Origin of the sequence: Candidatus Accumulibacter sp. ACC003 (assembly GCF_907163085.1) — a bacterium.
In the GTDB taxonomy this organism is placed as follows: domain Bacteria; phylum Pseudomonadota; class Gammaproteobacteria; order Burkholderiales; family Rhodocyclaceae; genus Accumulibacter.
Window position 1 is genome coordinate 326,937 of record NZ_CAJQTX010000002.1, and the last position, 24,881, is coordinate 351,817.

Sequence of the window (24,881 nt, forward strand, 5' to 3'; positions counted from 1 at the left end):
CTGGGCAGAGCTGACGCCCGCGTGCCGCGTACGGCTATTGCCGGCCCAGATCAAAGACAGCGCCACGGCAGCGTCGGAGAATGCGCCGGTAACCCTACCCTTAGCCTTTTTCTCGCGGAGACCGCCATGCATGCTTGTGACCAACCCACTATGGAAGCCATCTACCCCTTCGACGCACGCGGCGTCGCCAAACGCTTTCGGCACGCGGCGATTTTTGGCGCGCTCGACGCGCTGCTGCCCGGCGAAACCATGCGCTTCTGCAACGACCACGATCCGCTGCCCTTGCTCGCGCAGCTGCAGGCCCGCTATGGCGACGCACTGGCGATCAACTACGTGCAGCGTGAAGCCGGCGCGATCGTCATCGATTTCGCCAGAAAAGCCTGACGCAATCACGGCATCACGCTTTCGCCCCGGCATCACGCCCGTGGCGAAAGCGAGCGCCGCGCCGCTGCGCTGCCGCCGGCGCCGCTTCCTTGTTCAGGACCAGGCGTGCTGATCTACCTGGGTTTTTCGACCGTCGCCGTGTTCATCGCGGCGCTGCTCCTTGCCGATGCCGGCGGCACGTCGGCGCCAGCGCTCGCCCATCTGGTCTTCGCCGTCGGCATCGTGCCCTTGATCTTTGCGGCGATCGCTCATTTCGTTCCGGTCCTGACTCGCGGCCGCGCGGCGCCGCGAACCGTGCGACTGCTGCCGCTGCTCCTGCAATTGACCGGCGTACTGGTTTTTCGCGCTTTCATCGGCCAGGCGCCAGCGAACGCCCTGGCCGCGGCGGCGGCCAGCACCGCGCTGCTCGCCCTCGGCTTCGTCGGCTGGCTGATGTGCCGCGCCAAAGCGACGCTCGGCACGCCGCATCCCGGCTGGCTCTGGTACCTGCTGGCCATCCTCTTCCTGGCAACAGCGCTACTGCTGGTACCGGCGATGAGCGCGTGGCCACCACTACGACCACAGTTGCGTCTGCTGCATCTGCATCTGAACACCCTCGGCTTCATCGGCCTGAGCGCATTGGGAACGCTGCAGGTGCTGCTGCCGACGGCCTTGAGGACTCCCGATAGCGCCGCCGCCGGCAGGCTGCGCAGGCAGTTGCCGCTGGCCGCCGGAGGCGTCCTGGCGGTCGGCATCGGCGCCGCCTTCTGGACGCCGGCGGCACTGGTCGGCGCCGCCATGCTGCTGGCCATCACGCTCGAGACCGCTTTCTCGTGGTTGCGGCGTTACGGAGGGCAACGGCTGCTGCTCGATCCTGCGGCAGCGACGCTGCTCGCGGCACTGGCCGGCTTCGTGCTGCTCATCGGCCTGGGCGTCGCGCACGCCTTCGGCGTCCTCGCTGGCGACGACGCGGTACCGGCCTTCGTCGTCGCCTTCCTGTTGCCGCTGGTCAGCGGTGCGCTGACGCAGTTGCTGCCGGTCTGGTACCTCCCCGGCAAGCGCACGCCAGCGCGTGACCGCATGCACAGCGCGCTGCGTGCCGGTGGCGTTCTGCGCGCGCTACTGTTCGTCGTCGGCGGCGTCCTGCTGGCGCTCGGCATCGCCGACGCGCTGTGGCTGGCTGCGGTGGCGACGCTGTCCTTCGCCGTCGCCATACTGCGTTCGCTACTGCGGGCTCGCGAAGAGCGTGCACCGTCCTGATTTGTCGTCTATAAACGGGTAGTTACGGATTACTTGTGAATTAAGTCTCAAGATCTGCGAAAGCGATCCGTTTCCTGGCACATGGCCGCCTCACAGCGCCCCCCCGACGGAGCCCGCAAGATGTTCAAGCACGACCAATCACCTCTGCTGCAATCGTCCCGGCACCTCTCGCGCCGGCTGCACCGGCGTCCCGCTGGCGCGGCCAAGCCAGCGTCTGGCCAGGGCCACGTCGTATCGCCGAAGGCCAGCGGCCGTCCGCAACACAGCCACCTGCGGCGGGCCGAAAACGCCGGCCCGAGCGCGGCCATACTCGAACTGCTGGCCGCCGAAGCACGCATCGGCGAACTTGAGAGCGCGCTCGCCGAGGCCCGTATGGCGGCCTTTACCGACACCCTGACCGGCGCCCTCAACCGCCGCGGCTTTGCCGACGCTTACCAACGCGAATTGGCGCGCTCGCGGCGCAACGGCAGTCAGCTGGCGATTGCCCTGATCGATCTCGACGACTTCAAGCGTCTGAACGACAGCCTCGGCCACCAGGTCGGCGACGAGGCTCTGGTCCATCTGGTCAAGGGCTTGCGCGCCGCGCTGCGCCCGTCGGACATCCTGTGCCGTTTCGGTGGCGAAGAGTTCGTCGTGCTGCTGCCGGAAACGGCGCTGCCCGAAGCGGTCGCCGCGATATCGCGTTTTCAGCGACAGTTCGCCGCCCGGGCGCTGCCCGACCGCGACATCGTCGTCACCTTCAGCGCCGGCGTAGTGGTCAATGAATCCGCCGAATCGGTCGAGGACGCGATTCTCCGCGCCGACGCGGCGACCTACGCGGCCAAGCGCGCCGGCAAGAACTGCGTCGTCAGCGGCTGAGCTCGTCGCCGACGGCAGCAGCCGCAGAGCAAGGCCGCCGGCGCAGAGTCGGAGAGTGGCGAAGGAGGCCGCGCGGCGCCGGTGCGGCGCGGCGGGCATGGTAAACTGCATCGCTCTCGGCAGCTCCCTGGACCTCCCTTACGGCCATCCTCATGCGCTACGTCTCAACTCGCGGCTCCTCGCCCGATGCACAGCATTCGTCGGCTCCGACGTTCACTGAAATCCTGCTCGGCGGTCTGGCTCCAGACGGCGGCCTCTACCTCCCCGAGTCGTACCCGCAGGTCACCGCCAGCGAGCTCGCGCAGTGGCGGCGACTGTCGTATGCCGATCTGGCGTTTGCCGTGCTCGGCAGATTCATCACCGATATCCCGCCAGCTGATCTGCAGGCGCTGATCAGACGAACTTACACGCCACAGGTGTACAGCAACGGCCGCAGCGATTCGCCGGCCGGCGATATCACACCCTTGCGCTGGCTGGAGCGGCCAAACGCGGCCAGCGGCGAAGGCGGGCTGGCGATCCTCGAGCTGTCCAATGGCCCGACGCTGGCCTTCAAGGACATGGCCATGCAGTTGCTCGGCAACCTCTTCGAGTATGTGCTGGCCAAGCGCGGCGAACAGATCAATATCCTCGGTGCGACCTCGGGAGACACCGGCTCGGCAGCCGAATATGCGATGCGCGGAAAAGCCGGCGTGCACGTCTTCATGCTCTCGCCACACCAGCGGATGAGCGCTTTTCAGCGCGCGCAAATGTATTCGCTGCAAGACGACAACATCCACAACATCGCCGTACGGGGAATGTTTGACGACGCCCAGGATATCGTCAAGGCGGTGTCGAACGACCACGCTTTCAAGGCCAGGTACAAGATCGGCGCGGTCAACTCGATCAACTGGGCGCGCGTGGCGGCGCAGGTCGTCTACTATTTCAAGGGCTATTTCGCGGCCACCGAGGGTCTCGGCGACAGCGAGGATCAGCAAGTCGCTTTTGCCGTCCCTTCAGGCAATTTCGGCAATATCTGCGCCGGCCACATCGCGCGCATGATGGGTCTGCCGATCGGTCGTCTGGTTCTGGCAACCAACGAGAACGACGTGCTTGATGAGTTCTTCCGCAGCGGCGTTTATCGCCCGCGGGCGACCGGCGAAACGCACGCCACGTCGAGCCCGTCGATGGACATTTCGAAGGCTTCCAATTTCGAACGATTCGTCTTCGACCTGCTGGGCCGCGACGCCGCCATGGTCCGCAAATTGTGGGCCGAGGTCGACGCCGGCCGAAGCTTCGATCTTTCGGCCACGCCGTTCTTCGCCCGCCTGCCGGAATTCGCCTTCGTTTCCGGCAACAGCACGCACGCCGACCGCCTGCAGACGATCCGCCAGACCTTCGCGACCTACGGCGTGATGATCGATACGCACACCGCCGACGGACTCAAGGTCGGCAGTGAACTGCGTAGCGCCGACATGCCAATGATCGTTCTCGAGACCGCCTTGCCGGCCAAGTTCGAAGAAACGATTGTCGAGGCTCTGGGCCGCAAACCCGAACGGCCAGCCGGCCTGCAGGGTATCGAAGACCTGCCGCAACGTGTCGAGGTAATCGACGTCAGTGTCGACGCGGTCAAACAGATCATCGAGCGACAGCTAGGCTGATCAGCGATCGCCGCTGCAATAACAGAAGGGCGCCAGCGGCGCCCTTCTCATTTGCGTTCGTGGACCAAAGATGCAATACCGCCACCGCCTCCTAGAGGTAGATCACAGCCGGGAAAACGGCGGCGGCCAAGACCAGCACCAGCCACTCGATATTGTGGCGAGCCAGGAATCCAGTGAAATGCATGATCAGAATCACGATAGCCAACACGTAAAACAGTGCAAATAGCATCCGAGCCCCCTTTTCTCTTTTCTACGCAGACCGCAAGTGCCAGCCCGCTTCGCATCGCTCGCAGCGCATTATATAACGCCATTCCCCGCGCATCACCGCCGTTGCGCACAGCCGCCGCAAGCCTTGCAGCTGCGCGCACTTTTCCCGCGTTTCCCTAATCCTGGAAACGCATTGACAGGTCGAGTGCGCGCACGTCCTTGGTCAAACCACCAATCGAGATGCGGTCGACGCCGGTCCCGGCAATTCCCCGCACGGTGTCAACATTGACGTTGCCCGACGCTTCGAGAACGGCCCGACCGGCGTTGATCGCCACCGCCGCCCGCAACTGCTCAAGACTCAGGTTGTCAAGCAAAATCATCTTCGCGCCGGCGTCGAGCGCTTGTTGCAACTCGGCCAGCGTTTCGACCTCGATCTGAACGAACTGACAACGTCCGGCCGCTTCCTCAGCAATCTGCCTGGCCGCCTGCAGGGCAGCAGCGATACTGCCGGCCGCGTGAATGTGGTTTTCCTTGATCAGGATACCGTCGTACAAGCCCAGTCGGTGATTACCGCCACCGCCACAGCCGACCGCGTATTTCTGTGCCAGACGCAGGCCGGGAATCGTCTTGCGCGTATCGACCACCTGCGCTCGCGTACCGACGACCAGATCGGCGTACTGCCGCGCCGTGCTGGCGACTCCGGACAGGAGTTGCAGGAAGTTGAGTGCGCAGCGTTCGCCGGTCAGCAGCGCCCGCGCTGGCCCCTCGATCTCGCAGAGCACCTGCTCGGCGCCGACGCGCTGTCCGTCCTGCACCCGCCAGTCGATGGCAATCGTCGCGTCGAGCGTCGTGAAGCAGCGCGTGAACCAGGCGCAGCCGCAGACGATGGCGTTCTCGCGGGCGACGACCGTCGCCCGGCTGCGTACCGCGCCAGGAACGAGTTTTGCGGTCAGGTCACCGCTGCCGACATCCTCGGCGAGCGCGGCAGCGACGTTGCGCTCGATTTCGGCATCGAGCAGAGCGGCATTGATCATCAAAATTCCCGTAAACTAAGGACTTAGGCGCTCGATTTTATCACTGAAGGGACGTACCGATGCTTGACGTACTGCTTGCTGGCCTGGGCGTATTACTGGCCATATCGCTCACCGGAGCCCTGCTCTTTCTTTACGTGCAGGACGTCACGCAGGAGAAGCACGCGGTCTTGCGAAACTTTCCGCTGGTCGGCCACCTGCGCTATTTCTTCGAGAAACTCGGCGAGTACTTCCGCCAGTACTTCTTTCTCGGCGACCGCGAGGAAATGCCATTCGACCGCGCGACGCGCAGTTGGGCTTACCGCCTGGCCAAGAACGAGGGCGGCATCGTCGGCTTCGGGTCGACCTACCCGATGCACCAGCCGGGCGCAGTGCTGTTCGTCAATGCCCCTTTCCCGATCCTCGAGGAAGAGCAGCAGGACGCACCCGCACTGTTGATCGGCGAAGGCTACTGTGCGACGCCTTTCGTCGGCCGCTCGCTGGTGAACATCAGCGCCATGAGTTTCGGTGCCATTTCGCAACCGGCGGTGCGCGCGCTGTCGCGCGGTGCGGCAGCCGCCGGCTGCTGGCTGGATACCGGCGAGGGCGGCCTGTCGCCGCATCATCTCGAAGGCGGCTGCGACATCATCTTCCAGATCGGCACGGCGAAATACGGCGTCCGCGACGAACTCGGTCAACTGGCCGATGAAAAGCTGCTCGCGGTGGCCGCGCACGCGAGCGTACGCGCTTTCGAAATAAAGCTGTCGCAAGGCGCCAAACCGGGCAAGGGCGGCGTCCTGCCGGGCAACAAGGTGACTCCCGAAATCGCCCGCATTCGCGGTATCGCCGTCGGCCGCGACTCGCTGAGCCCGAACCGTCACCCGGACATCGGCGACATCGACGCCTTGCTCGACCGCGTCGAGCATATTCGCACGCTGACCGGCAAGCCGGTGGGAATCAAGACCGCCATCGGCAGCAGCCGCTTCATCGACGAGCTGACGGCGGCGGTGACACGCCGCGGCCTGCACGCAGCGCCTGACTTCCTGACGCTCGATGGCGGCGAGGGTGGCAGCGGCGCGGCGCCACAGGCGCTGGCCGACCACATGGCGATGTCGATCGACGAAGCGCTACCGCTGGTCGTCGACGCGCTGCTGGCCAGCGGCCTGAAGGAACGGATCAGGCTGATCGCTGCCGGCCAGCTGGTGACCCCGGCGCGAGTCGCCTGGGCGCTATCGGCAGGTGCCGACTTCGTTAATACGGCGCGCGGTTTCATGTTCTCGCTGGGCTGCATCCAGGCCTTGCGCTGCCACACCAACACCTGCCCGACCGGCATCACGACGCACGACGCACGCCTGCAACGCGGTCTGGTCGTCGAAGACAAGGCGGCGCGCGTCGCGTCGTACTGCCGCAACATGAACAAGGAGGTGGCGATGATCGCTCACTCCTGCGGCCTGCGGCAGGCGCGCGAATTGCGGCGCGGACACGTGCGTATCGTCCAGGCTGGCGGACGCAGCGTCGCCCTCGACACGCTGTACCCCTATCCGGAACCGCCGGCGACTTCCTGAAACGCTCAGTGGCCGCTGGCGACGATCGCCAGCAAGGCCTCACCATAGCGTTGCGCCTTGGCGACGCCGATCCCCGGAACGGCGAGTAGCGCCTCCGGCGAAGCAGGCAGCAGGGCAGCGATTTCGCGCAAGGTACGGTCGTGCAGGATGACGTAAGCCGGAACGCCTTGCTCGCGGGCCTGCTCGAGACGCCAGCTACGCAAGCTGTCGACCAGCGGTGAGTCCGGCGGCGCATCGACGACCCGCGCGACGCTGCCGACCGCCGCCCTGCTCCTGCTGGCCTTGGCTGGCGGCCGTTCGACCTGGCGTCGCAGCTGCAGACTGGTCTCGCCCTTGAGCACCGGCCGGGCGGCGTCGGTCAGCTTCAGCGCGCCGTAGGCGCTGGCGTCGGCGTCGAGCAGGCCGCCAGCGAGCAGCTGGCGAAAAACCGAGCGCCAGCCGCGCTCGTCGAGGTCGGCGCCAACACCGAAGGTTGGTAGCCGGTCGTGGCCGAACTGTTGCACTTTCTCGGTGCTCTTGCCACGCAGGATGTCGATCAGGTGCACCGCGCCAAACCGCTGGCCGGTTCGCAAGGCGGCGGAAAGCGCTTTCTGCGCCGCCACCGTACCATCCCAGAGTACCGGCGGATCAACGCAGACGTCGCAGTTGCCGCAAGCGGCGGCCTGCTCGCCAAAGTAGTTGAGCAGGATCACCCGCCGGCACCTCGCCGATTCGCAATAGGCCAGCATGCTTTCGAGCTTCTGCCGTTCGACGCGTTTCTGTTCGAGCGGCGCCGACGATTCTTCGATCATCTGACGATGGATCACGACGTCATTGAGCCCGTAGGTCATCCACGCTTCCGAGGGCTCGCCGTCGCGACCGGCGCGACCGGTTTCCTGGTAATACGCTTCGAGGCTCTTCGGCAGGTCGAGATGGGCGACGAAACGCACGTCGGGCTTGTCGATTCCCATCCCGAAAGCGATCGTCGCGACCATCACCACGCCCTCCTCACGCAAGAAGCGTTGCTGGTGGCGCTGGCGGTCGGCGGCCGGCAGTCCCGCGTGGTAAGGCAAAGCCGTCACGCCCTGCGCATTCAGCCACAGTGCCGTCTCGTCGACCTTGCGGCGCGATAGACAATAGACGATCCCGGCGTTGCCGCGGTGCGCGCCGAGGAAGGCCAGCAGCTGTTTGCGCGGGTTGTCACGCTCGACGATCGTATAGCGGATATTCGGCCGATCGAAGCTGGCAACGAAGACCCTTGCCTCATTGAGGCCGAGGCGCGTTCTGATTTCCTGTCGCGTCAGCTGGTCGGCGGTGGCCGTCAGAGCGATCCGCGGTACGCTGGGGAAGCGTTCGTGCAACTGCGACAGCTGGATATACTCGGGACGGAAGTCGTGCCCCCACTGCGAGACACAGTGCGCTTCGTCGATGGCGAACAGCGCCAGCTGCTGGCGCGCGATCAGCTCTTCGAGCAGACCGATGAAGCGCTCGGTGAGCAGCCGTTCGGGGGCCACGTAGATCAGGTCGAGCTCGCCGCGCAGCAGCGCGCGCTCGGTATCGACCACCGCCCGGTAATCGAGCGACGAGTTGAGGAAAGCGGCCTTGACGCCGGCCTGCCGCAAGGCGTCGACCTGGTCCTGCATGAGCGCGATCAGCGGCGAAACGACGACGCCGACGCCGGCCCGCAAGAGCGCCGGAATCTGATAGCACAGCGATTTGCCGCCGCCGGTCGGCATCAGGACCAGCGCGTCGCCGCCGCCGACGATGTGGTCCACGATCTCGGCCTGCTGGCCACGAAACGAGGGATAGCCGAAAACCCGCCGCAGGACCTCGGCAGCCGCTGTCGGCGTGCTCACGGCCGCGGCCGTCCAGGCAAGAAAGCATTCAAGGCAGGCATTCCCGGCGCAAGGATTCGCCGTCCCAGCACAGGCATTCACCGCGCTGCTCGTGCCAGTCCGACAAGACCCAGCGCTCGACATGAATGCCGTCAACCAGGTGCTCATGCCGGGCCGGGCGATGCGTATGGCCATGGATCAGCGTGGCGTAAGCGTTGGCGCGCAGGAAATCGTCGGTGGCCGCGGCATTGACGTCCATCACGAAGCTGGCCTTGTCGCGCTTCGCCGACTCGCTTTGCTGACGCAGCGCGGCGATCGTCGCCTGGCGCTCGCGCAAGGGCTTGGCCAGGAAGTCCGACTGCCACTGCGGCTGGCGAACGAGCGAACGGAATTCCTGGTAATCGTGGTCGTCGGTGCACAGCGCATCGCCATGCGACAGAACGAACTGCCAGGTCGGCACCGACAGCACGCAGGGGTCAGGCCGCAGGCGCGCGCCGCTGCGCGCGGCAAAAGCGCTGCCGAGCAGGAAATCGCGGTTGCCGTGCAGCACCGATAGCGACACGCCGGCGCGCACCAGTTCGTGCAGCGCATCGACGATCAGCGTGGCGAAGGAATCGTTCGGATCGTCCAGACAGTCGTCGCCAGGCCAGGCGTCGAAAAGATCGCCGAGGATGAACAACTGCTCGGCGGCACGCGCACGGCCGCCGAGAAAGTCGAGAAAGATGCGGCTGGCGCCCGGCGCTTGCGGCGCCAGGTGCAGGTCCGAGATGAAATAGATCAAGGAGACGGAGCGCGCTAGCGAGCGGACGCGACTATCAGACTAACGCGAGCGACGGCCTCAGCAGACTTCGGCGCGCTCGATCAACACGTCGTCGACCGGCACATCGCCATGGCCGCCCGATGAACCGGTCTTGACGCCCTTGATCTTGTCGACCACCTCGGTGCCTTCGACGACCTTGCCGAAGACGCAGTAACCCCAGCCTTGCGAAGTCGGCGAACGGTAATTGAGCGAGGCGTTATCGGTGACGTTGATGAAGAACTGCGCCGTCGCCGAGTGCGGATCGCTGGTCCGCGCCATGGCCAGCGTATAGGCGTCGTTCTTGAGACCATTGTCGGCCTCGTTCTTGATCGGCGCCTTGCACGCTTTCTGTTTCATTCCCGGGGCAAAGCCGCCACCCTGGATCATGAAGCCCGGGATGACGCGATGGAAGATAGTGTTGTCGTAGTGGCCAGCCTCGACGTAAGCGATGAAATTGCTGGCGGAAAGGGGCGCCTTGTCGGCGTCCACTTCGATAGCGATGACGCCGAAATTGGTGTGCAGCTTGATCATGAGTTTCCTTATTTTTTCTCGGGGAGAATTTTGACCGACTGGATGACAACGGCTTCAAGAGGAACATTTTCGTACCTCCCGCGCATGCCGGTTGGGACCTTGGCGATCCGGTCGACGACCTCGGTACCCTGCGTCACTTTACCAAAAACAGCGTAACCCCACCCGTCGGAGCCCGGATAATTGAGAGCCGCGTTGTCCTGGTGGTTGATGAAAAACTGTGCGCTGGCGGAATGCGGGTCGCCGGTGCGGGCCATGGCAATCGTCCAGCGCTGGTTCTTCAGGCCATTTTTGGCCTCGTTTTCAACCGTTCGGCTGGCCGACTTCTGTTCCATGGCCGGCGTGAAGCCACCACCCTGGATCATGAAGCCGGGAATCACGCGGTGGAAAACGGTACCGTCATAAAAACCCTCTTTGGCGTACTGGACGAAGTTCTGTACCGTTTTTGGTGCTTTCGCGGAATCGAGTTCGATGATGATCGTTCCCGCGCTGGTCTGCATTTCGACCGTCGGCGCGGCCAGCGCCGCCCAGGAGAACGACAAAGCGGCGGCAATCGAGGCAAGCGTCTTGTACATCAGGCAGTCCCTTCATAATGGTCATGGCAATTGGCAACATCCCGACGATGAAAGGTATGACCGTTTCCCTCATCGCCGGCCCCTTTCCCACCGCGGTGAGAAGAGAGCTTCGTGGGTCGCCAACGCGACTTCCACATTGAGTCTATTTATATCAAATAAAACAGCACCTTGCTTGTCTTTTGAGCCTTCTTCCGTGTGGCGACGACCGTTACATCGTTCACGCAACCCCGGACCAGTCCGGATCGCCATCTCGAGAACCGCGCGAGACTGCTCGAACGGTTTCGGCAGCGCATGGAGCTCGGACAGCTCCGGATAATCGTCGGCGAGCTGGCTGAACACCCGTGCCGCGTCGGCCAAACGTCCCATCTCGAAAAGAATCACGCCAGGCAGGAAGCGCGCCTGTACGTCCAAGCGCTGCATCTGGGGTGCGCGTCGCCCTTCCCGAGAGCCCCTGAACATACCGCTGCCCCTCGGGGAAAAAGTCGACACGCCCTTGCACACGGACTGCGGAAAGAGCCAGCAGACCGTTATGGTATACTGCCGGCCGCTGCGGCTGGGTGCCGACTTAGCCGGTCGATTCTAACAAGAACTGCGTCGAAACCAAAGCACTCCACACTCGCGCTGGTCGGCGCGGCGCTCTCTCGTGAGCCTGAAAATGCTGAAAATCTACAACTCGCTGGCCCGGGAAAAGCAGGCCTTCGTGCCGATCACCCCGGGCAGCGTCCGCATGTACGTCTGCGGCATGACCGTCTACGACTACTGCCATCTTGGTCACGCCCGCGTACTGGTGGTCTTCGACATGGTTCAACGCTGGCTGCGGGCGAGCGGATTGCACGTCACCTACGTCCGCAACATCACCGATATCGACGACAAGATCATCAAGCGCGCGCACGACAACCAGCAGAGCATCGGCGAGCTGACGGCGCGCTTCATCGCCTGCATGGACGAGGACGCCGCAGCGCTTGGCGTCGACAAGCCCGATCACGAGCCCCGCGCGACGGCCTACGTGCCACAAATGCTCGAGTTGATCGGGCAACTCGAAAGGAACGGGCTGGCCTACCAGGCCGCCGGCGGCGACGTGAATTTCTCTGTCCGCAAATTCCCTGACTACGGCAAACTCTCGGGCAAGTCGATTGACGACCTGCGCGCCGGCGACCGCGTCGAGGTCGATGGTGCGAAAGAAGATCCGCTGGACTTCGTTCTCTGGAAAACCGCCAGGGAGGGCGAGCCATCGTGGCCGTCGCCCTGGGGCAATGGCCGCCCAGGCTGGCATATCGAGTGCTCGGCGATGAGCTCGGAGCTGCTCGGCAAGCACTTCGATATTCACGGTGGCGGGCAGGATCTGCAGTTTCCACACCACGAAAACGAGATCGCGCAATCCGAGGGAGCGCATCGCTGCCACTTCGTGAACTACTGGATGCACAACGGCTTCGTCCGCGTCGCCGACGAGAAAATGTCGAAGTCGCTCGGCAATTTCTTCACCATTCGCGAAATTCTCAAGAAGTACGATCCCGAGGTGCTGCGCTTCTTCATCTTGCGCGCGCACTACCGCAGTCCGCTCAACTATTCCGACAGCCATCTCGACGACGCCCGGCAAGCGCTGAGCCGACTCTATACCGCATTGAAGGCGGCCGACGCCGCTGTCAAGGTCGAGGTCGAGGTCGAGGTCGATTGGCATGAACCGCACGCACAGCGCTTCAAGCAGGCAATGAACGACGACTTCAACACGCCCGAAGCCTGCGCCGTGCTTTTTGATCTGGCTGGCGAAATCAACCGCCAGCACTCGTCGGCGCTGGTCAGCCAGTTGCGCGGCCTGGCAGGTTTGCTGGGCCTGCTCAAGCGCGACCCGCAGGCCTTCCTGCAGGCGGCGCCCGCCAGCGACGGCGAAACTTCGGTCGAGCACATCGAGGCGCTTATCGCCGATCGCCTGACCGCCAAGCAGCGCAAGGACTACGGCGCGGCGGACCGCATCCGGGGCGAGTTGCAGGCAGCCGGCATCATTCTCGAAGATGGCGCCAGCGGAACGACCTGGCGACGCTCCTGATGGCAGCTCCGGCGACCGCCGCCGGTCGGCTTGAGCAGGCTGTTAGTGCATGATCCGGCCACCGGCGCCGATGACCGTCAGGTCCACAAAACGCGAGCCCAGCCGGTCGTTGGCTGAATAGCTGACGCGATAACCACCCAGATCGTGGTTCTGCATGCTTTCGAGAGCGCCAACAAGCTTCTCGCGGCTGAGATCGCGGCCCGCGTTGCGGATCGCATCGACCAGCACTTTCGCCATCGCGTAGGCCTCCAGGCCATAGTAGGACGGCTTTCCCTGCGGACCGAGCAACTTCTGGTAGGCGTGCACCAGCGGCCTGGTGTCGTTCCACGGTGACGGCATGACCTGCGAAATGCCGATGCCACGCGCCTGTTCGGCCAGCTCCTGCACCAGCAAATCGGCGCCGACCGGCGAAAGCGTCATGAACTGCGGCATCTGATCGGCCTTCTTCATGGCTCGCACGAAGGCCGCTGTCGGCTTGTAAAGGGTGACCATGATCACCGCCTGCGGGTTGAGCCTGGCGATCTGCTGCACGGCCTGCGTGACATCGACCGAGTTGCGCTCCACCGTGGCGACCACCGACGGCGCGTGCTGGTGCGTCTTCAGCGCCGCCACGACGCCTTCCAGCCCGGATTTTCCGAAACCGTCGTTCTGGTAGAGGACCGCGATGTTGTTCATCCCGAGCGACACCAGGTGATTGACGATCGCTTCGGTCTCGTTGGCGTAGCTCGCGCGGACGTTGAACATGTAGCGATTTTTTGGATTCTCGCGGGGCGACTGGCGAAGCGAATCGGCGCCGGAAATGGTACCCACAAGGGGCACCCTGGCGTCGCCGAAGACCTCGTTCATCGCCGCCGTCGTCGGACTCGATCCGTAAGACGCCAGCAAGGCAAATACTTTTTCTTTTTTTATCAGCTCGCTGGTATTGGCCACGGCGCGCTCGGTCTCGTAGCCGTCGTCGAGCGCGCGCAGCTCGAGGCTTCTGCCATGAACGCCGCCGGCGTCGTTGACCTGGCGAAAATAGGCCTGAATGACGCGCTTCATATCCAGACCGTAAGCGCCGTTCGGGCCCGAAAAAGGCGCCGTCATGCCGATCAGGATACTGTTGTCGGTAAGCCCCGGATCGGCCGCAGAAGCACCGGCGCAGTAGCCAAACAGGGCAGCGCACAGCAGCGCTCTAGCCAACTTCATGCCATCCTCCTCGCGCCGGGTGCGCGAGTGGTCCATTATGGAGCACTCCCGGCAACGCACAAGAATGGCGAAACAAGCTGACACGCTGCTTACAAAGCAAGGCGTAGAAGGACTTTACCGGGCTGGACTTTGCGGGGCGGAACTTTCCAGGGCTCGCCCGAGCAGTGGCACTGCCCGGCGAGGCGCCGACCGGCTGGCCGGCGAAACCGATCAGGTCGCGGCGAAGAAATTCCGCACGCGATCCATCCACGACTTGGCGCGCGGGTTGTGGTGACCCGAATTTTCCCGGCTCGACTCCTCGAGCTCGCGCAACAATTCCTTCTGGCGCTCGGTCAGATGCACCGGCGTTTCGACAACCACGTGACAGAGCAAATCGCCGTGCGCATGACTGCGCACGCTCTTGATGCCTTTGCCGCGCAAGCGGAAGGCCTTTCCCGACTGCGTCTCGGCGGGAATTCGCACCTTCGCCGCGCCATCGAGGGTCGGAATATCGATTTCGCCACCGAGAGCCGCAGTCGTAAAGCTGATCGGCATCTCGCAGTGCAGGTCGTTCTGCTCGCGATTGAAGACCGGATGCGCCTTGAGGTGAATCTGAACGTACAGATCGCCCGTCGGACCGCCGTTGACGCCGTGTTCGCCTTCTCCGGAAAGGCGAATCCGATCACCCTCGTCCACGCCGGCCGGGATTTTGACGGCCAGCGTCTTGTGCTGCTTGACGCGCCCGGCACCGTGACACGGCGGGCAAGGATCGGCAATGAAACGGCCGGTGCCGTGACACTTCGGACAGGTTTGCTGGATCGAGAAGAAACCCTGCTGCAGCCGGACCTGACCACTGCCCTGACACGTTGGGCAGGTCTTCGGCTGGGTACCGGCCTTGGCACCGTTGCCGTGACACGCTTCGCAAACCTCCATGGTCGGAATGCGAATTTTTGTTTCGGTGCCAAAGGCGGCTTGCTCAAGGGTGATTTCAAGGTTGTAGCGCAGATCGGCGCCACGATAGATATTTGACCGCCCAGCACCGCGAGTGCCGCCGAAAATCTCGTCGAAGATGCCGCCAAAAGCGTCCGAGAAGCCGCCCGCAGCGCCGCCGCCCATGCCCGCCTGCGGGTCGACGCCGGCATGCCCGTACTGGTCGTAAGCCGCCCGCTGCTGACCGTCCGAGAGAATCTCGTAGGCTTCCTTGGCCTCCTTGAAGTGCTCCTCCGCGCGCGGATTGTCCGGATTGCGGTCGGGATGATGCTTCATTGCCAGCCTGCGGTAAGCCTTCTTGATTTCCTCGTCGGAAGCGTCACGATTGACGCCCAGAATCTCGTAAAAGTCGCGTTTAGCCATCAGTTCTCGAACACCATGTGGGACGGAGCGAGGCGCGATTATACGCCTCGCCCCTTAGGCAGAAATGCCTACTTCTTGTCTTTTACTTCAGTGAACTCGGCGTCGACAACGTCGCTATCGTCCTTCTTCGCCGCACCAGCGGAAGCCGCGTCGCCCGCTCCGGCGGCCTGCTCGGCGCCACCCGCCTGTGCCTGCTGTTCGGCGTACATCTTCTCGCCAAGCTTCTGGGCGGCCGTACCAAGAGCCTCGGTCTTGCCCTTGATGGCCTCGATATCGTTGCCGCGGATCGCTTCCTCGGCATCCTTTACCGCCGCTTCGATGACGGCCTTCTCGGCGTGGTCGAGCTTTTCACCGTACTCGGTCAGCGACTTCTTGACCGTATGAATCATGCCGTCGCACTGATTGCGGGCGTCCGCCAGCTCGCGCGCCTGACGGTCTTCTTCGGCGTGCGCCTCGGCGTCCTGGACCATGCGCTGCACTTCCTCCTCGCTGAGGCCCGACGAAGCCTGGATCTTGATCTTGTTTTCCTTGCCCGTTGCCTTGTCCTTGGCCGATACGTGCAGGATGCCGTTGGCGTCGATATCGAAGGTCACTTCGATCTGCGGCATGCCGCGCGGTGCCGGCGGGATGTCCGAGAGGTTGAACTGTCCGAGGCTCTTGTTGCCGCCGGCCATTTCGCGCTCGCCCTGCAAGACGTGAATGGTGACCGCCGACTGGCCGTCGTCGGCCGTCGAGAAGACCTGATTGGCCTTGGTCGGGATGGTCGTATTCTTCTTGATCAGCTTGGTCATCACGCCGCCAAGCGTCTCGATCCCGAGCGACAAGGGCGTCACGTCGAGCAGCAGCACATCCTTGACCTCGCCCTGCAGCACGCCACCCTGGATCGCCGCACCAACGGCGACAGCCTCATCGGGATTGACGTCCCGGCGCGGCTCCCGGCCGAAGAAGGCCTTCACTTTTTCCTGCACCTTGGGCATCCGCGACTGGCCGCCGACAAGGATCACGTCGTCGATATCGCCGATCTTGCAGCCGGCATCCTTGAGCGCGATGCGGCAAGGCTCGATGGTCCGCTCGACCAGTTCGTCGACCAGTGACTCGAACTTGGCGCGCGTAATTTTCTGCGTCAGGTGCTTGGGACCCGAACTGTCGGCCGTGATGTACGGCAGGTTGATCTCGGTCTGCTGACCCGACGAGAGTTCGACTTTGGCTTTTTCGGCAGCGTCCTTGAGACGCTGCAGGGCGAGCACGTCGGCCTTCAGGTTGACCCCCGATTCCTTCTTGAACTCGTCGATGATGTAGTCGATCAGGCGCTGGTCGAAGTCCTCGCCGCCGAGGAAGGTATCGCCGTTGGTCGACAACACCTCGAACTGATGCTCGCCCTCGACCTGGGCAATTTCGATGATCGAAATGTCGAAAGTGCCGCCACCGAGGTCGTAGACGGCGATCTTCTTGTCGCCCTGCTTCTTGTCCATGCCGAAGGCCAGCGCCGCAGCCGTCGGTTCGTTGATGATCCGCTTGACCTCGAGGCCGGCGATACGACCGGCATCCTTGGTCGCCTGCCGCTGGCTGTCGTTGAAGTACGCCGGCACGGTAATCACCGCTTCGGTTACTTCCTCGCCAAGGTAATCCTCGGCGGTTTTCTTCATCTTGCGCAGCACTTCGGCGGAGACCTGCGGCGGCGCCACCTTGCTGCCGCGTGCCTCGACCCAGGCGTCACCATTGTCGGCCTTGACGATCTTGAACGGCATCAGGGCAATATCCTTCTGCACTTCTTTCTCTTCGAAGCGCCGACCGATCAGCCGCTTGACCGCGTACAGCGTGTTTCTCGGATTGGTCACCGCCTGCCGCTTGGCCGGAGCGCCGCAGAGAATCTCACCCTCTTCGGGATAGGCAACGACCGACGGCGTCGTGCGGGCGCCTTCAGAGTTCTCGATAACCTTCGGTTTGCCGTTTTCCATGACGGCGACGCACGAGTTGGTCGTGCCCAGATCAATGCCGATGATCTTGCCCATTGCAGAATCCTTTCAGTATTTCAGTAATTTTTTGACGACACTCGCCAGCTGGCGGAATGCCTGGTAACAAGCCCCAACTGGGGCTTATCACGAGAATTTCAAGTCTTGGCTTTGCTCACGACGACCATCGCCGGACGCAGGACGCGATCGGCCAGCAGGTAGCCCTTCTGCATCACCGTCAGCACCGTGTTCGGCTCATCGGGAGAGTCGATGACGCTGATCGCCTGGTGGCGATGCGGGTCAAACTTCTCGCCGAGCGGATTGACTTCGGTGAGTGCCGATTTCTCGAAGGCCGCGGCCAGTTGCTTGAGGGTGACCTCGGTGCCCGAGCGCAGACTGTCGACGCTCGGTGCTTCGCTGGCCAGCGCCATTTCGAGACTGTCCTTGACGGCCAGCAACTCGCGGGCAAAACGATCGATCGCGAACCTCGAGGCCTTGGCGATATCCTCCTGAGCGCGCCGTCGTACATTCTCGGTTTCTGCCTTCGCGCGCAGCCACGCGTCGTGATGCTCGACAGCCTTCAGCTCGGCCTGGCGAAGCGCTTCTTCGAGGGTCGGTGTGCTGCCTGTCGGGGGTGTGGCGGCAGCGCTGGCGTCAAGGCTGTCGGCGACTTCGGCCGCCACATTGGCCTCGTCGGATGGTTGCTCATTTGCTTGCATACGTGTTGGTCTCCCAGAAAACCTGACCGAGTTTGGGGCGAGTTTGCCGATTTCAAGCCTTTCAGTCGGTGCGCGCAGCGCAAACACCGGCGCAATTCGCGCATAATTCGGAATCGCCCGGCAGTTTCGCTGCCAGCATTTCAATTTCCTGTGTTCCTCGACAGCGCGTGGTACTGGCATGACGGAGACGATCGGTAAATATCAGATCATTCGCACCCTTGGCAAGGGCGCGACGGCGACCGTCTATCTGGCCGACGATCCGGATATGCGCCGCCAGGTGGCCATCAAACTGATCCTCTTTGGCGAAAATTCGGCGATGTCGCGGCGCCTGCGGAAAATCTTCCAGACCGAGGACGCCATCGGCCGCCGGCTCGATCACCCGAACATCGTCAAGGTGTACGACGCGGTCGTCGAAAAAGATCGAGCGTACCTGGTGATGGAGTTCGTCGATGGCGGCGCCCTCGACCAATTCTGTGCGATCAATCGCCTGCTGCCGATGCATCGCGTCATCGGCATCATCTTCAAGTGTTGCCTGGCGCTCGACTACGCCTTCCGCCAGGGCGTCGTGCATCGCGACATCAAGCCCGCCAACATCCTCCTTGGCCCCGACGACAATCCGCGAATCTCCGATTTTGGCCTCGGTCTCAACCTGCAAAAAGACATGGGCAAGGACTCGACCTTCGTGATGGGCGTCGGCTCACCCGCCTACATGTCGCCCGAGCAGGTCAAGAACTATCCCCTCAATCACAAGACCGACCTCTATTCGCTTGGCGTCCTGCTCTTTCAATTGCTGACCGGGCGCCTGCCGTTTCGCGCCAACAATCCGGCGACGCTGGTCTACAAAATCGTCAACATGGACTCACCGTCGGTCTGTGCGCTGAACCCCAACCTGCCGCCCGGCCTCGATCCGATTATCAAGAAAGCGCTCGAAAAGGACCTCTACAGCCGCTACCGCAACGGTGCAGCGTTCGCCAAGGACCTGTCGACGGTGCGCTACCAGATGCTCGACGACGACCAGACGCAGCAGGATCTGACTCACTTCGAAGCGCTGCGCAAGATGGAATTCTTCGTCGAATTCGAGGACATCGAGTTGTGGGAGGTCCTGCGCATCAGCGTCTGGCGAGAACTGTCCGAAAAAGTGACGCTGATCCGCGAAGGCGACAAGCACCGCAAGTTCGGCGTCATCATCGACGGCTTTGTCGAAGTGTCGTCCAACGGACGAGTCATCTGCCGCCTTGGTTCGAGCGAGGTCGTCGGCGAAATGGCCTTCCTGCACCCGACCGACACGCTGCGCCACGCCACCGTCGTGACTCTGGAAACAACCAAGTTCCTGGAAATCAACAGCGCCGCGCTCGAACTCAGTTCGGACGAAGTGCAGGAGCGTTTCAACAAGGTCTTGTTGAGCAAGATCCTCGGTCGCTTGCGCGAGGCCAACAAGGTGCTCGCCAAACTGGGTCAGACGGCCGTGCAAGGCAGCCTGTCGACTTCTTCGATCGGACTGACACCGCCTCTGGAATTACTTTGAACACCTCAGGACGATGCGCCCAACGCCTTGGCGCGCAAGGCGGCGATCTCCAGGCTGGCCTGATCGGGAACGGTCTGCGTCGGCCAGCCCTGCAGGTGGCTGGTGGCAATGTCGGCCAGGGCGTGCAGCCAGTCGTCGCGCTCGTTGAGACATGGCAGGTAGTGATATTCCTTGCCGCCGGCCTCAATGAACTCGGCGCGGCCTTCGATGGCGATTTCTTCGAGTGTTTCAAGGCAGTCGGCGGGAAACCCCGGGCAGATTATGTCGACCCGCTGCAGTCCTTGCTTGCCCAGCGCCTTGAGCGTTGACGCGGTATAGGGCCGCAGCCACTCGGCGCGGCCGAAACGCGACTGGAAACAGACCTGGTATTGTTCGGCGCGCAGACCCAGCGCCTCGGCGAGCAAGCGACCGCTCTTCTGGCACTCGCAGTGATAGGGGTCGCCCTTTTCCAGCGTGTACCGCGGCAGCCCGTGAAAACTCATGATCAGGCGATACGAGTCGCCTGGCCGGCCACTGCTGGCCCAGTGCTGACGAACACTGGCGGCCAGCGCTGCGATGTAACCCGGGTGATCGGCAAAGCTTCGGACGCTACGGATTTCCGGCTGATTGCGAACGCTCTGCAGCCACACGCAAGCCGCATCAAGCGCCGTCGCGGTGGTGCTCGCCGCGTACTGCGGATACAGCGGCAACAACAGGATTCGCGTGCAGCCCGCCGCCTTGAGCCGCGACAAAGTAGCGGCGATCGACGGCTCACCATAACGCATCGCGTAGTCGACCAGTACGCGATGCCCGGCCTGACCGAGAAAACCGCGCAACAGCTTGGCCTGGCGCTCGACATGTACTTTCAGCGGCGAACCGTCGGCGGTCCAGATCGCGGCATATTTTTCGGCCGAGCGCCGTGGTCTGACGCTGAGAATGATCGCGTTCAGAATCAGCCACCAGAGCGCGCGTGGAATCTCGACTACCCGCGGGTCGGAGAGGAACTCCTTGAGGTAGCGCCGTACCGCCGCTGCCGTCGGCGCCTCGGGGGTCCCCAGGTTGATCAGCAGCACGGCAGTTTGCGGCGGCGAACCGTGGCGGTACGCCGGCTCGGGAAGGAAACGGGGCATCAGGAGTTGGCCTGGTAGGTCAGCGCCGAAGACAGCAATTTGGCGGTAATGTCGACGATCGGAATGACGCGATCGTAGGCCATGCGCGTCGGCCCGATGACACCAACCGACCCGACGACCTGACCGTCCACCTCGTACGACGCCGTCACCACGCTGCATTCATCGAGGGGCGCCAGGCCCGATTCGCCACCGATGAAGATCTGCACGCCGTCGGCGCGGTGCGAGAGGTCGAGCAACTGCATCAGCGAAGTCCGCTGCTCGAAGAGGTCGAACAGCTCGCGCAGCCGCTTCATGTTCGACGAGAACTCCTCGACTTCGAGCAGGTTGCGCTCGCCCGAGATGACGTAACGGTCTTCGGGGCCCTTGATCGCCTCGTCGCCAGCGGCCAGAGCGGCCGCCATCAGTGCTTGCAGGTCACCGCGCAGCTTCTGGAGCTCATCCTGAACGCGGCGGCGGATGTGCTCGAAATCGCGGCCGACGAAATGCTGGTTGAGGTAGTTGGTCGCGGTGACCAGTTCTGACGGCGAATACGAGCGGCCGGGAAACAGCAGGCGATTCTGCACGTCGCCATCGGACGTCACGAGGATCAGCAGAATTCGTTTCTCGGACAGGCTGACGAATTCGATCTGGCGAATCTGCGGCACCCGCCGACGCGGGGTCAGGACGATGCCCGCAAAACGGGTCAGCCCGGACAGCAGGTGCGAGGCGTTGCTGATCAATTTACGGGGTTGCGACAGCAGCAACTGGCCCTCGATGGCGTCGACTCTCGCCTTGTCGAGCGGCTCGACGGTGAGCAGGCTGTCGACGAAAAAACGGTAACCGCGTGAAGTTGGCACACGCCCGGCGGAGGTATGTGGGCTGGTGATGAGGCCGCTGTCCTCGAGGTCGGCCATGACATTGCGCACCGTCGCCGCCGACAGATCAAGACCCGAGAACTTTGACAAGGCACGCGAACCGACCGGCTGCCCGTCGGCGACGTAGCGTTCGATCAAGGTCTTGAGTAGTGTTCTCGCGCGTTCGTCTAGCATGGCCCCGATTCTACAAAAAATCGTCCGCTCGCGGGGCGCCGCGGAAGGCCGCTGAAGTGTGGTCTAATTCGTGCCATGGACAATGTCTTTCCTCAAGAGTCAGCCGACTGCGCCAATCTACCCAAAACGATTGCACTGATCGGCAAGTACCACAGTCAGGAAATCGCCGATTCAATACGCCAGCTGGCCAGATACTTGCACGAACGCGGCATGACCGTGCTGATCGAGGAAGAAACGGCGCGCAATCTGGTCAGCCAGCTCGACCTGCGCAGCTGGGCCAGCGGCAGTTTTTCCTGGCTCGGTGCGCACGCCGACATGGCGATCGTCGTCGGCGGCGACGGCACCATGCTCAACGCCGCACGCCAACTGGCACGCTACCGCGTGCCGCTGGTCGGCGTGAACCAGGGCCGCCTCGGCTTCATGACCGACATCGCGCGCAACGACATGTTGACCTGCATGGACGACCTGCTCGACGGCAAATTCCTTCCCGAAACGCGGATGCTGCTGGATGCCGAGATCGTGAGCGACGAGCGCAGCGTCGCAGCCAACCTGGCCTTGAATGACGTCGTCGTTGACAAGGGCGCGATCGGTCGGATGATCGAACTCGAACTGTTCGTCGACGGCGAATTCATCTACCACCTGCGCGCCGACGGCTTGATCGTCGCCACGTCGACCGGCTCGACCGCCTACGCCCTGTCGGCCAATGGCCCGATCCTGCATCCGCGGATCTCGGCGATCGCGCTGGTGCCGCTGTGTCCGCACGCGCTGAGCAATCGGCCAATCGTCGTCAGCGACCGTAGCGAGATCGAAATCCGGATCGTCTACGCGACCGATTCGCGCGCCCACTTCGACGGTCAACTGGCGGTCGATCTCAAGAATGGCGATTGCATTCGCATCCGCCGCTCCGAATACTCGATCTGCCTGCTGCACCCGCCGGGCTACAGCTACTTCGCCATGCTGCGCCAGAAGCTGCATTGGAGCGAGCGGCCCAAGGAACATTGAGCGATTCCCGAGACGACAACATGCTACGCCGCTTGACGATCCGCGACTTCGTTCTGGTTGATCGCCTGGAACTCGACTTTCAGGAGGGATTTGGCACCCTGACCGGCGAAACCGGCGCCGGCAAGTCGATTCTTGTCGATGCGCTGGCCTTCGCGCTTGGCGAGCGCGCCGATGCCGGCCTGGTGCGCGCCGGCAGCGAGCGTGCCGAAGTGACTGCCGAGTTTGCGGTCGCCGGCTCGTCGGCCGCCGAATGGTTGGTAGACCATGATCTGGATAGTGAAGGCAGCTTGCTGCTGCGGCGACTGGTCGACGCCAACGGTCGCTCACGCGCCTATCTGAATGGCTCGCCGGTGACTGTCCAGCAACTGCGTGAAGTCGCCGAGCGCCTGGTAGACATTCACGGCCAGCACGCACATCAATCGCTGCTGCGCAGCGAAGCGCAACGAGTGCTGCTCGATTCGCACGCCAGACTCGATCCACTGGCGGCCGACGTCGTCGCCGCCTGGCGGCACTGGCGCGAAGCTAAAACCCGCCTTGACGCCGCCACCGACGGCGTCGAGGCGCTGGCCGCAGAACGTGAGCAGCTCAGCTGGCAGCTCAGCGAACTCGAAGCACTGGGCTTCTCCAACGAAGAATGGCTGACCCTCAATGACGACCACCGGCGCTTGGCACACGCCGCGAGCCTCGTCGAAGGCGCGCAGTTTTCCTTGCAACTGCTGGCCGAAGGCGATGCCGCTTGTGAAGCGCAGGTGGCCACCGTAGCCAACCGCCTGGAAGGTCTTGCCGAGTACGACCCCGAACTCTCTGAAGTCGCTTCGCTGCTGCAATCGGCGCAGGCTGAACTGGCCGAAGCGATCTCGGCGCTACGTCGCTACGCCAGCCGCGTCGACCTCGATCCCCGGCGCCTGACAGAACTCGAACACCGCCTCGAGGCCGTTCTCGACTGTTCGCGGAAATTCCGCTGCAGCCCGGACGAGCTGCCCGCCTTGCTGGCGCGCTGCCAGCAGCGTTTGGCGGTGATTGTCGACGCCGCGGACCTCGCCGGTCTGGCGGAACGTGTAACGACTGCCGGCAAGCAGTATGAGAAACTGGCGCGGCGCCTGTCGGCCGGCCGCGCGCAGGCCGCCGAAGCACTTGGCCGCGAGGTTAGTTTGGTGATGCAACAACTGTCGCTTGGCGGCGGCCGCTTCGACGTGGCGCTGCTGCCGATCGAAGGTGGCAATGCATGCGGGCTCGAACAGATCGAATTCCGCATTGCCGGGCTCGCCGGCACCGAGTCGCGATCGCTGGCCAAGGTCGCCTCGGGTGGCGAACTGTCGCGGATCAGTCTGGCCATCCAGGTGGTGACCAGTCAGGCGGCACGCGTCCCAACGCTGATCTTCGACGAAGTCGACGTCGGCATTGGTGGCGGCGTCGCCGAGGTGGTCGGTCGCTTGCTGCGCGAATTGGGCGCCGAACGCCAGGTCCTTTGCGTCACCCACTTGCCACAGGTGGCGGCCCGCGCCAACTGGCAATGGCTGGTCAGCAAGAGCTCCGAAGCCGGCCAGGTACGTAGCCGTGTGGTGGCTATCGCCGGCGACGCACGCGTGGACGAAATCGCACGCATGCTCGGTGGTATCGAGATGACGACGATCACCCGACAGCACGCCAGGGAGATGCTCGAACTCCCCTGACCGGAACCCCGAAAGCTAGCCGGCGACCGCTGCCGCTGAGCGGCGGTCAGCCACGAGTCAGCGGAGCATTCGGGGAATCTTTGGCGAAGACGCCGACGCCAAATCTGGACATCTGCCGGGCACACCAGCCAAGCGCTGACCGCTCAGCCCGCAAGATCCTCGCCAAGCGCAAGAAAAACCGGCCTGCCGGCGGGCCTTAGACGGCTTTCTTGCTCTTGCTCTTGGCAGCTTTCCTGAGGGCCTTGAATTGCTCGGGGTCTTCCGCCTTCAGATACTCGACAACCTCGAAGTCTTCACGCTTGAGCCGCTGGATGTCGATCTGCTCGACATGCACCAGGCGCAGCAGCTCGCGCACCGGCTTGGGCATGTTGCGGCCACTTTCGTAGCGCGAACCACCACTTTGTGTCACCCCGATTTTTGACCAGAACTGCTGCTGATTCAGGCCAAGCTTGCGACGAATTTCGCGGGGATCGACCCTCTCGACGACTTTGACGGTGCTCATGACAATCCTTTCACAAATACTCCACGCGAACCAGCAGAAGACCCGCTTCCTGCCCCATATATCGACACGATATGACCTTGGTAAAGCACGGCACACTATAAGCGAAACAGTCAGGATTGCAAGTAGCATTAGAATAGAACATTTGACTAATGCCGACCGGCTCGATAAAGCTGCCGGGCCCGCGCCGCCGC

At 63.3% G+C, this 24,881-nt stretch carries 23 protein-coding genes; 9 read left to right on the forward strand and 14 right to left on the reverse strand.

Annotated features, from left to right (window positions below; all coding sequences use genetic code 11):
• Positions 1-126 precede the first annotated feature (126 nt).
• The 4 genes from QZ656_RS05210 (at position 127) to thrC (ending at position 4,118) form a co-directional block, all read left to right on the forward strand.
• Positions 127-384, forward strand: a complete 258-nt coding sequence (locus tag QZ656_RS05210) for a DUF2249 domain-containing protein (protein ID WP_291992391.1) — start codon at positions 127-129, stop codon at positions 382-384.
• A 105-nt stretch (positions 385-489) separates the two neighbouring features.
• Entirely contained in the window at positions 490-1,623 is a 1,134-nt protein-coding gene (locus QZ656_RS05215; protein WP_291992392.1) for a hypothetical protein, read from the forward strand.
• Between the two features lie 120 nt (positions 1,624-1,743).
• Positions 1,744-2,481, forward strand: a complete 738-nt coding sequence (locus tag QZ656_RS05220) for a GGDEF domain-containing protein (RefSeq protein ID WP_291992393.1) — start codon at positions 1,744-1,746, stop codon at positions 2,479-2,481.
• A 152-nt stretch (positions 2,482-2,633) separates the two neighbouring features.
• On the forward strand, positions 2,634-4,118 hold the full coding sequence (gene thrC / locus QZ656_RS05225; protein ID WP_291992394.1) for a threonine synthase: 1,485 nt from the start codon (positions 2,634-2,636) through the stop codon (positions 4,116-4,118).
• 91 nt (positions 4,119-4,209) lie between these two features.
• On the opposite strand, the gene QZ656_RS05230 is transcribed toward thrC, so the two are convergent.
• Together QZ656_RS05230 and nadC are read right to left on the reverse strand one after the other, a co-directional pair.
• A complete protein-coding gene (locus tag QZ656_RS05230; protein WP_291992395.1) occupies positions 4,210-4,347 on the reverse strand; it encodes a hypothetical protein in 138 nt (45 codons plus the stop codon).
• Positions 4,348-4,501: 154 nt separating this feature from the next.
• Complete coding sequence (gene nadC, locus QZ656_RS05235; protein ID WP_291992396.1) at positions 4,502-5,359, reverse strand: carboxylating nicotinate-nucleotide diphosphorylase; 858 nt, start codon at positions 5,357-5,359, stop codon at positions 4,502-4,504.
• Positions 5,360-5,418: 59 nt separating this feature from the next.
• Between nadC and QZ656_RS05240 the strand changes: the two genes are divergently transcribed.
• On the forward strand, positions 5,419-6,900 hold the full coding sequence (locus tag QZ656_RS05240; RefSeq protein WP_291992397.1) for an FMN-binding glutamate synthase family protein: 1,482 nt from the start codon (positions 5,419-5,421) through the stop codon (positions 6,898-6,900).
• A 5-nt stretch (positions 6,901-6,905) separates the two neighbouring features.
• On the opposite strand, the gene recQ is transcribed toward QZ656_RS05240, so the two are convergent.
• From recQ to QZ656_RS05265, 5 genes are all read right to left on the reverse strand, one after another.
• Complete coding sequence (gene recQ, locus QZ656_RS05245) at positions 6,906-8,735, reverse strand: DNA helicase RecQ (RefSeq protein WP_291992398.1); 1,830 nt, start codon at positions 8,733-8,735, stop codon at positions 6,906-6,908.
• A gap of 28 nt (positions 8,736-8,763) precedes the next feature.
• The gene (locus tag QZ656_RS05250) at positions 8,764-9,495 is read right to left on the reverse strand and encodes a UDP-2,3-diacylglucosamine diphosphatase (RefSeq protein ID WP_291992400.1); all 732 of its coding nucleotides are present in this window, start codon (positions 9,493-9,495) and stop codon (positions 8,764-8,766) included.
• 57 nt (positions 9,496-9,552) lie between these two features.
• A complete protein-coding gene (locus QZ656_RS05255; RefSeq protein ID WP_291992401.1) occupies positions 9,553-10,044 on the reverse strand; it encodes a peptidylprolyl isomerase in 492 nt (163 codons plus the stop codon).
• 8 nt (positions 10,045-10,052) lie between these two features.
• Complete coding sequence (locus QZ656_RS05260) at positions 10,053-10,616, reverse strand: peptidylprolyl isomerase (protein WP_291992402.1); 564 nt, start codon at positions 10,614-10,616, stop codon at positions 10,053-10,055.
• Between the two features lie 69 nt (positions 10,617-10,685).
• Positions 10,686-11,036 carry a hypothetical protein gene (locus QZ656_RS05265; protein ID WP_291992403.1) on the reverse strand — a complete coding sequence of 117 codons (351 nt, stop codon included), beginning with the start codon at positions 11,034-11,036 and terminating at the stop codon, positions 10,686-10,688.
• A gap of 229 nt (positions 11,037-11,265) precedes the next feature.
• On the opposite strand from QZ656_RS05265, the gene cysS reads away from it, so the two are divergent.
• Complete coding sequence (gene cysS, locus QZ656_RS05270) at positions 11,266-12,660, forward strand: cysteine--tRNA ligase (RefSeq protein ID WP_291992635.1); 1,395 nt, start codon at positions 11,266-11,268, stop codon at positions 12,658-12,660.
• Positions 12,661-12,702: 42 nt separating this feature from the next.
• Here the strand turns inward: cysS and QZ656_RS05275 are convergent, their stop codons facing one another.
• The 4 genes from QZ656_RS05275 to grpE all read right to left on the reverse strand — a co-directional run bounded on the left by QZ656_RS05275 (position 12,703) and on the right by grpE (position 17,851).
• Positions 12,703-13,848 carry an ABC transporter substrate-binding protein gene (locus QZ656_RS05275; protein WP_291992404.1) on the reverse strand — a complete coding sequence of 382 codons (1,146 nt, stop codon included), beginning with the start codon at positions 13,846-13,848 and terminating at the stop codon, positions 12,703-12,705.
• A gap of 210 nt (positions 13,849-14,058) precedes the next feature.
• Positions 14,059-15,180, reverse strand: a complete 1,122-nt coding sequence (gene dnaJ / locus QZ656_RS05280; RefSeq protein ID WP_291992405.1) for a molecular chaperone DnaJ — start codon at positions 15,178-15,180, stop codon at positions 14,059-14,061.
• Positions 15,181-15,248: 68 nt separating this feature from the next.
• Positions 15,249-17,192: a molecular chaperone DnaK gene (gene dnaK, locus QZ656_RS05285; protein ID WP_291992406.1), complete on the reverse strand. Its 1,944-nt coding sequence runs from the start codon at positions 17,190-17,192 to the stop codon at positions 15,249-15,251.
• A gap of 98 nt (positions 17,193-17,290) precedes the next feature.
• Entirely contained in the window at positions 17,291-17,851 is a 561-nt protein-coding gene (gene grpE, locus QZ656_RS05290; protein ID WP_291992407.1) for a nucleotide exchange factor GrpE, read from the reverse strand.
• 178 nt (positions 17,852-18,029) lie between these two features.
• Here grpE and QZ656_RS05295 point away from each other — a divergent pair, with 178 nt between their 5' ends.
• Positions 18,030-19,376, forward strand: a complete 1,347-nt coding sequence (locus QZ656_RS05295; RefSeq protein ID WP_291992408.1) for a serine/threonine-protein kinase — start codon at positions 18,030-18,032, stop codon at positions 19,374-19,376.
• Between the two features lie 5 nt (positions 19,377-19,381).
• Here QZ656_RS05295 and hemH read toward each other — a convergent pair whose 3' ends face one another.
• Together hemH and hrcA are read right to left on the reverse strand one after the other, a co-directional pair.
• Entirely contained in the window at positions 19,382-20,485 is a 1,104-nt protein-coding gene (hemH, locus tag QZ656_RS05300; RefSeq protein ID WP_291992409.1) for a ferrochelatase, read from the reverse strand.
• Positions 20,485-21,513 (reverse strand): heat-inducible transcriptional repressor HrcA, encoded by a 1,029-nt coding sequence (gene hrcA / locus QZ656_RS05305; RefSeq protein WP_291992410.1) that lies wholly within the window; start codon positions 21,511-21,513, stop codon positions 20,485-20,487. The genes hemH and hrcA overlap by 1 nt, the downstream gene beginning before the upstream one ends.
• 75 nt (positions 21,514-21,588) lie before the next feature.
• Here hrcA and QZ656_RS05310 point away from each other — a divergent pair, with 75 nt between their 5' ends.
• The gene (locus QZ656_RS05310) at positions 21,589-22,515 is read left to right on the forward strand and encodes an NAD kinase (protein WP_291992411.1); all 927 of its coding nucleotides are present in this window, start codon (positions 21,589-21,591) and stop codon (positions 22,513-22,515) included.
• 20 nt (positions 22,516-22,535) lie between these two features.
• Positions 22,536-24,188, forward strand: a complete 1,653-nt coding sequence (recN, locus tag QZ656_RS05315; protein ID WP_291992412.1) for a DNA repair protein RecN — start codon at positions 22,536-22,538, stop codon at positions 24,186-24,188.
• A gap of 196 nt (positions 24,189-24,384) precedes the next feature.
• Here the strand turns inward: recN and QZ656_RS05320 are convergent, their stop codons facing one another.
• The gene (locus QZ656_RS05320) at positions 24,385-24,690 is read right to left on the reverse strand and encodes a helix-turn-helix domain-containing protein (protein WP_291992413.1); all 306 of its coding nucleotides are present in this window, start codon (positions 24,688-24,690) and stop codon (positions 24,385-24,387) included.
• Positions 24,691-24,881: the final 191 nt, after the last annotated feature.

Excerpts from the sequence above, each read along its gene's own strand:
- hrcA (WP_291992410.1), bottom strand. The coding sequence starts at position 21,513 with ATGCTAGACGAACGCGCGAGAACACTACTCAAGACCTTGATCGAACGC.
- nadC (WP_291992396.1), bottom strand. The coding sequence starts at position 5,359 with ATGATCAATGCCGCTCTGCTCGATGCCGAAATCGAGCGCAACGTCGCT.
- QZ656_RS05295 (WP_291992408.1), top strand. The coding sequence starts at position 18,030 with ATGACGGAGACGATCGGTAAATATCAGATCATTCGCACCCTTGGCAAG.
- QZ656_RS05210 (WP_291992391.1), top strand. The coding sequence starts at position 127 with ATGCATGCTTGTGACCAACCCACTATGGAAGCCATCTACCCCTTCGAC.
- recN (WP_291992412.1), top strand. The coding sequence starts at position 22,536 with ATGCTACGCCGCTTGACGATCCGCGACTTCGTTCTGGTTGATCGCCTG.
- QZ656_RS05310 (WP_291992411.1), top strand. The coding sequence starts at position 21,589 with ATGGACAATGTCTTTCCTCAAGAGTCAGCCGACTGCGCCAATCTACCC.
- dnaJ (WP_291992405.1), bottom strand. The coding sequence starts at position 15,180 with ATGGCTAAACGCGACTTTTACGAGATTCTGGGCGTCAATCGTGACGCT.
- QZ656_RS05220 (WP_291992393.1), top strand. The coding sequence starts at position 1,744 with ATGTTCAAGCACGACCAATCACCTCTGCTGCAATCGTCCCGGCACCTC.
- thrC (WP_291992394.1), top strand. The coding sequence starts at position 2,634 with ATGCGCTACGTCTCAACTCGCGGCTCCTCGCCCGATGCACAGCATTCG.
- QZ656_RS05260 (WP_291992402.1), bottom strand. The coding sequence starts at position 10,616 with ATGTACAAGACGCTTGCCTCGATTGCCGCCGCTTTGTCGTTCTCCTGG.
- QZ656_RS05230 (WP_291992395.1), bottom strand. The coding sequence starts at position 4,347 with ATGCTATTTGCACTGTTTTACGTGTTGGCTATCGTGATTCTGATCATG.
- grpE (WP_291992407.1), bottom strand. The coding sequence starts at position 17,851 with ATGCAAGCAAATGAGCAACCATCCGACGAGGCCAATGTGGCGGCCGAA.
- QZ656_RS05320 (WP_291992413.1), bottom strand. The coding sequence starts at position 24,690 with ATGAGCACCGTCAAAGTCGTCGAGAGGGTCGATCCCCGCGAAATTCGT.
- QZ656_RS05275 (WP_291992404.1), bottom strand. The coding sequence starts at position 13,848 with ATGAAGTTGGCTAGAGCGCTGCTGTGCGCTGCCCTGTTTGGCTACTGC.
- QZ656_RS05240 (WP_291992397.1), top strand. The coding sequence starts at position 5,419 with ATGCTTGACGTACTGCTTGCTGGCCTGGGCGTATTACTGGCCATATCG.
- dnaK (WP_291992406.1), bottom strand. The coding sequence starts at position 17,192 with ATGGGCAAGATCATCGGCATTGATCTGGGCACGACCAACTCGTGCGTC.
- QZ656_RS05265 (WP_291992403.1), bottom strand. The coding sequence starts at position 11,036 with ATGCAGCGCTTGGACGTACAGGCGCGCTTCCTGCCTGGCGTGATTCTT.
- hemH (WP_291992409.1), bottom strand. The coding sequence starts at position 20,485 with ATGCCCCGTTTCCTTCCCGAGCCGGCGTACCGCCACGGTTCGCCGCCG.
- QZ656_RS05255 (WP_291992401.1), bottom strand. The coding sequence starts at position 10,044 with ATGATCAAGCTGCACACCAATTTCGGCGTCATCGCTATCGAAGTGGAC.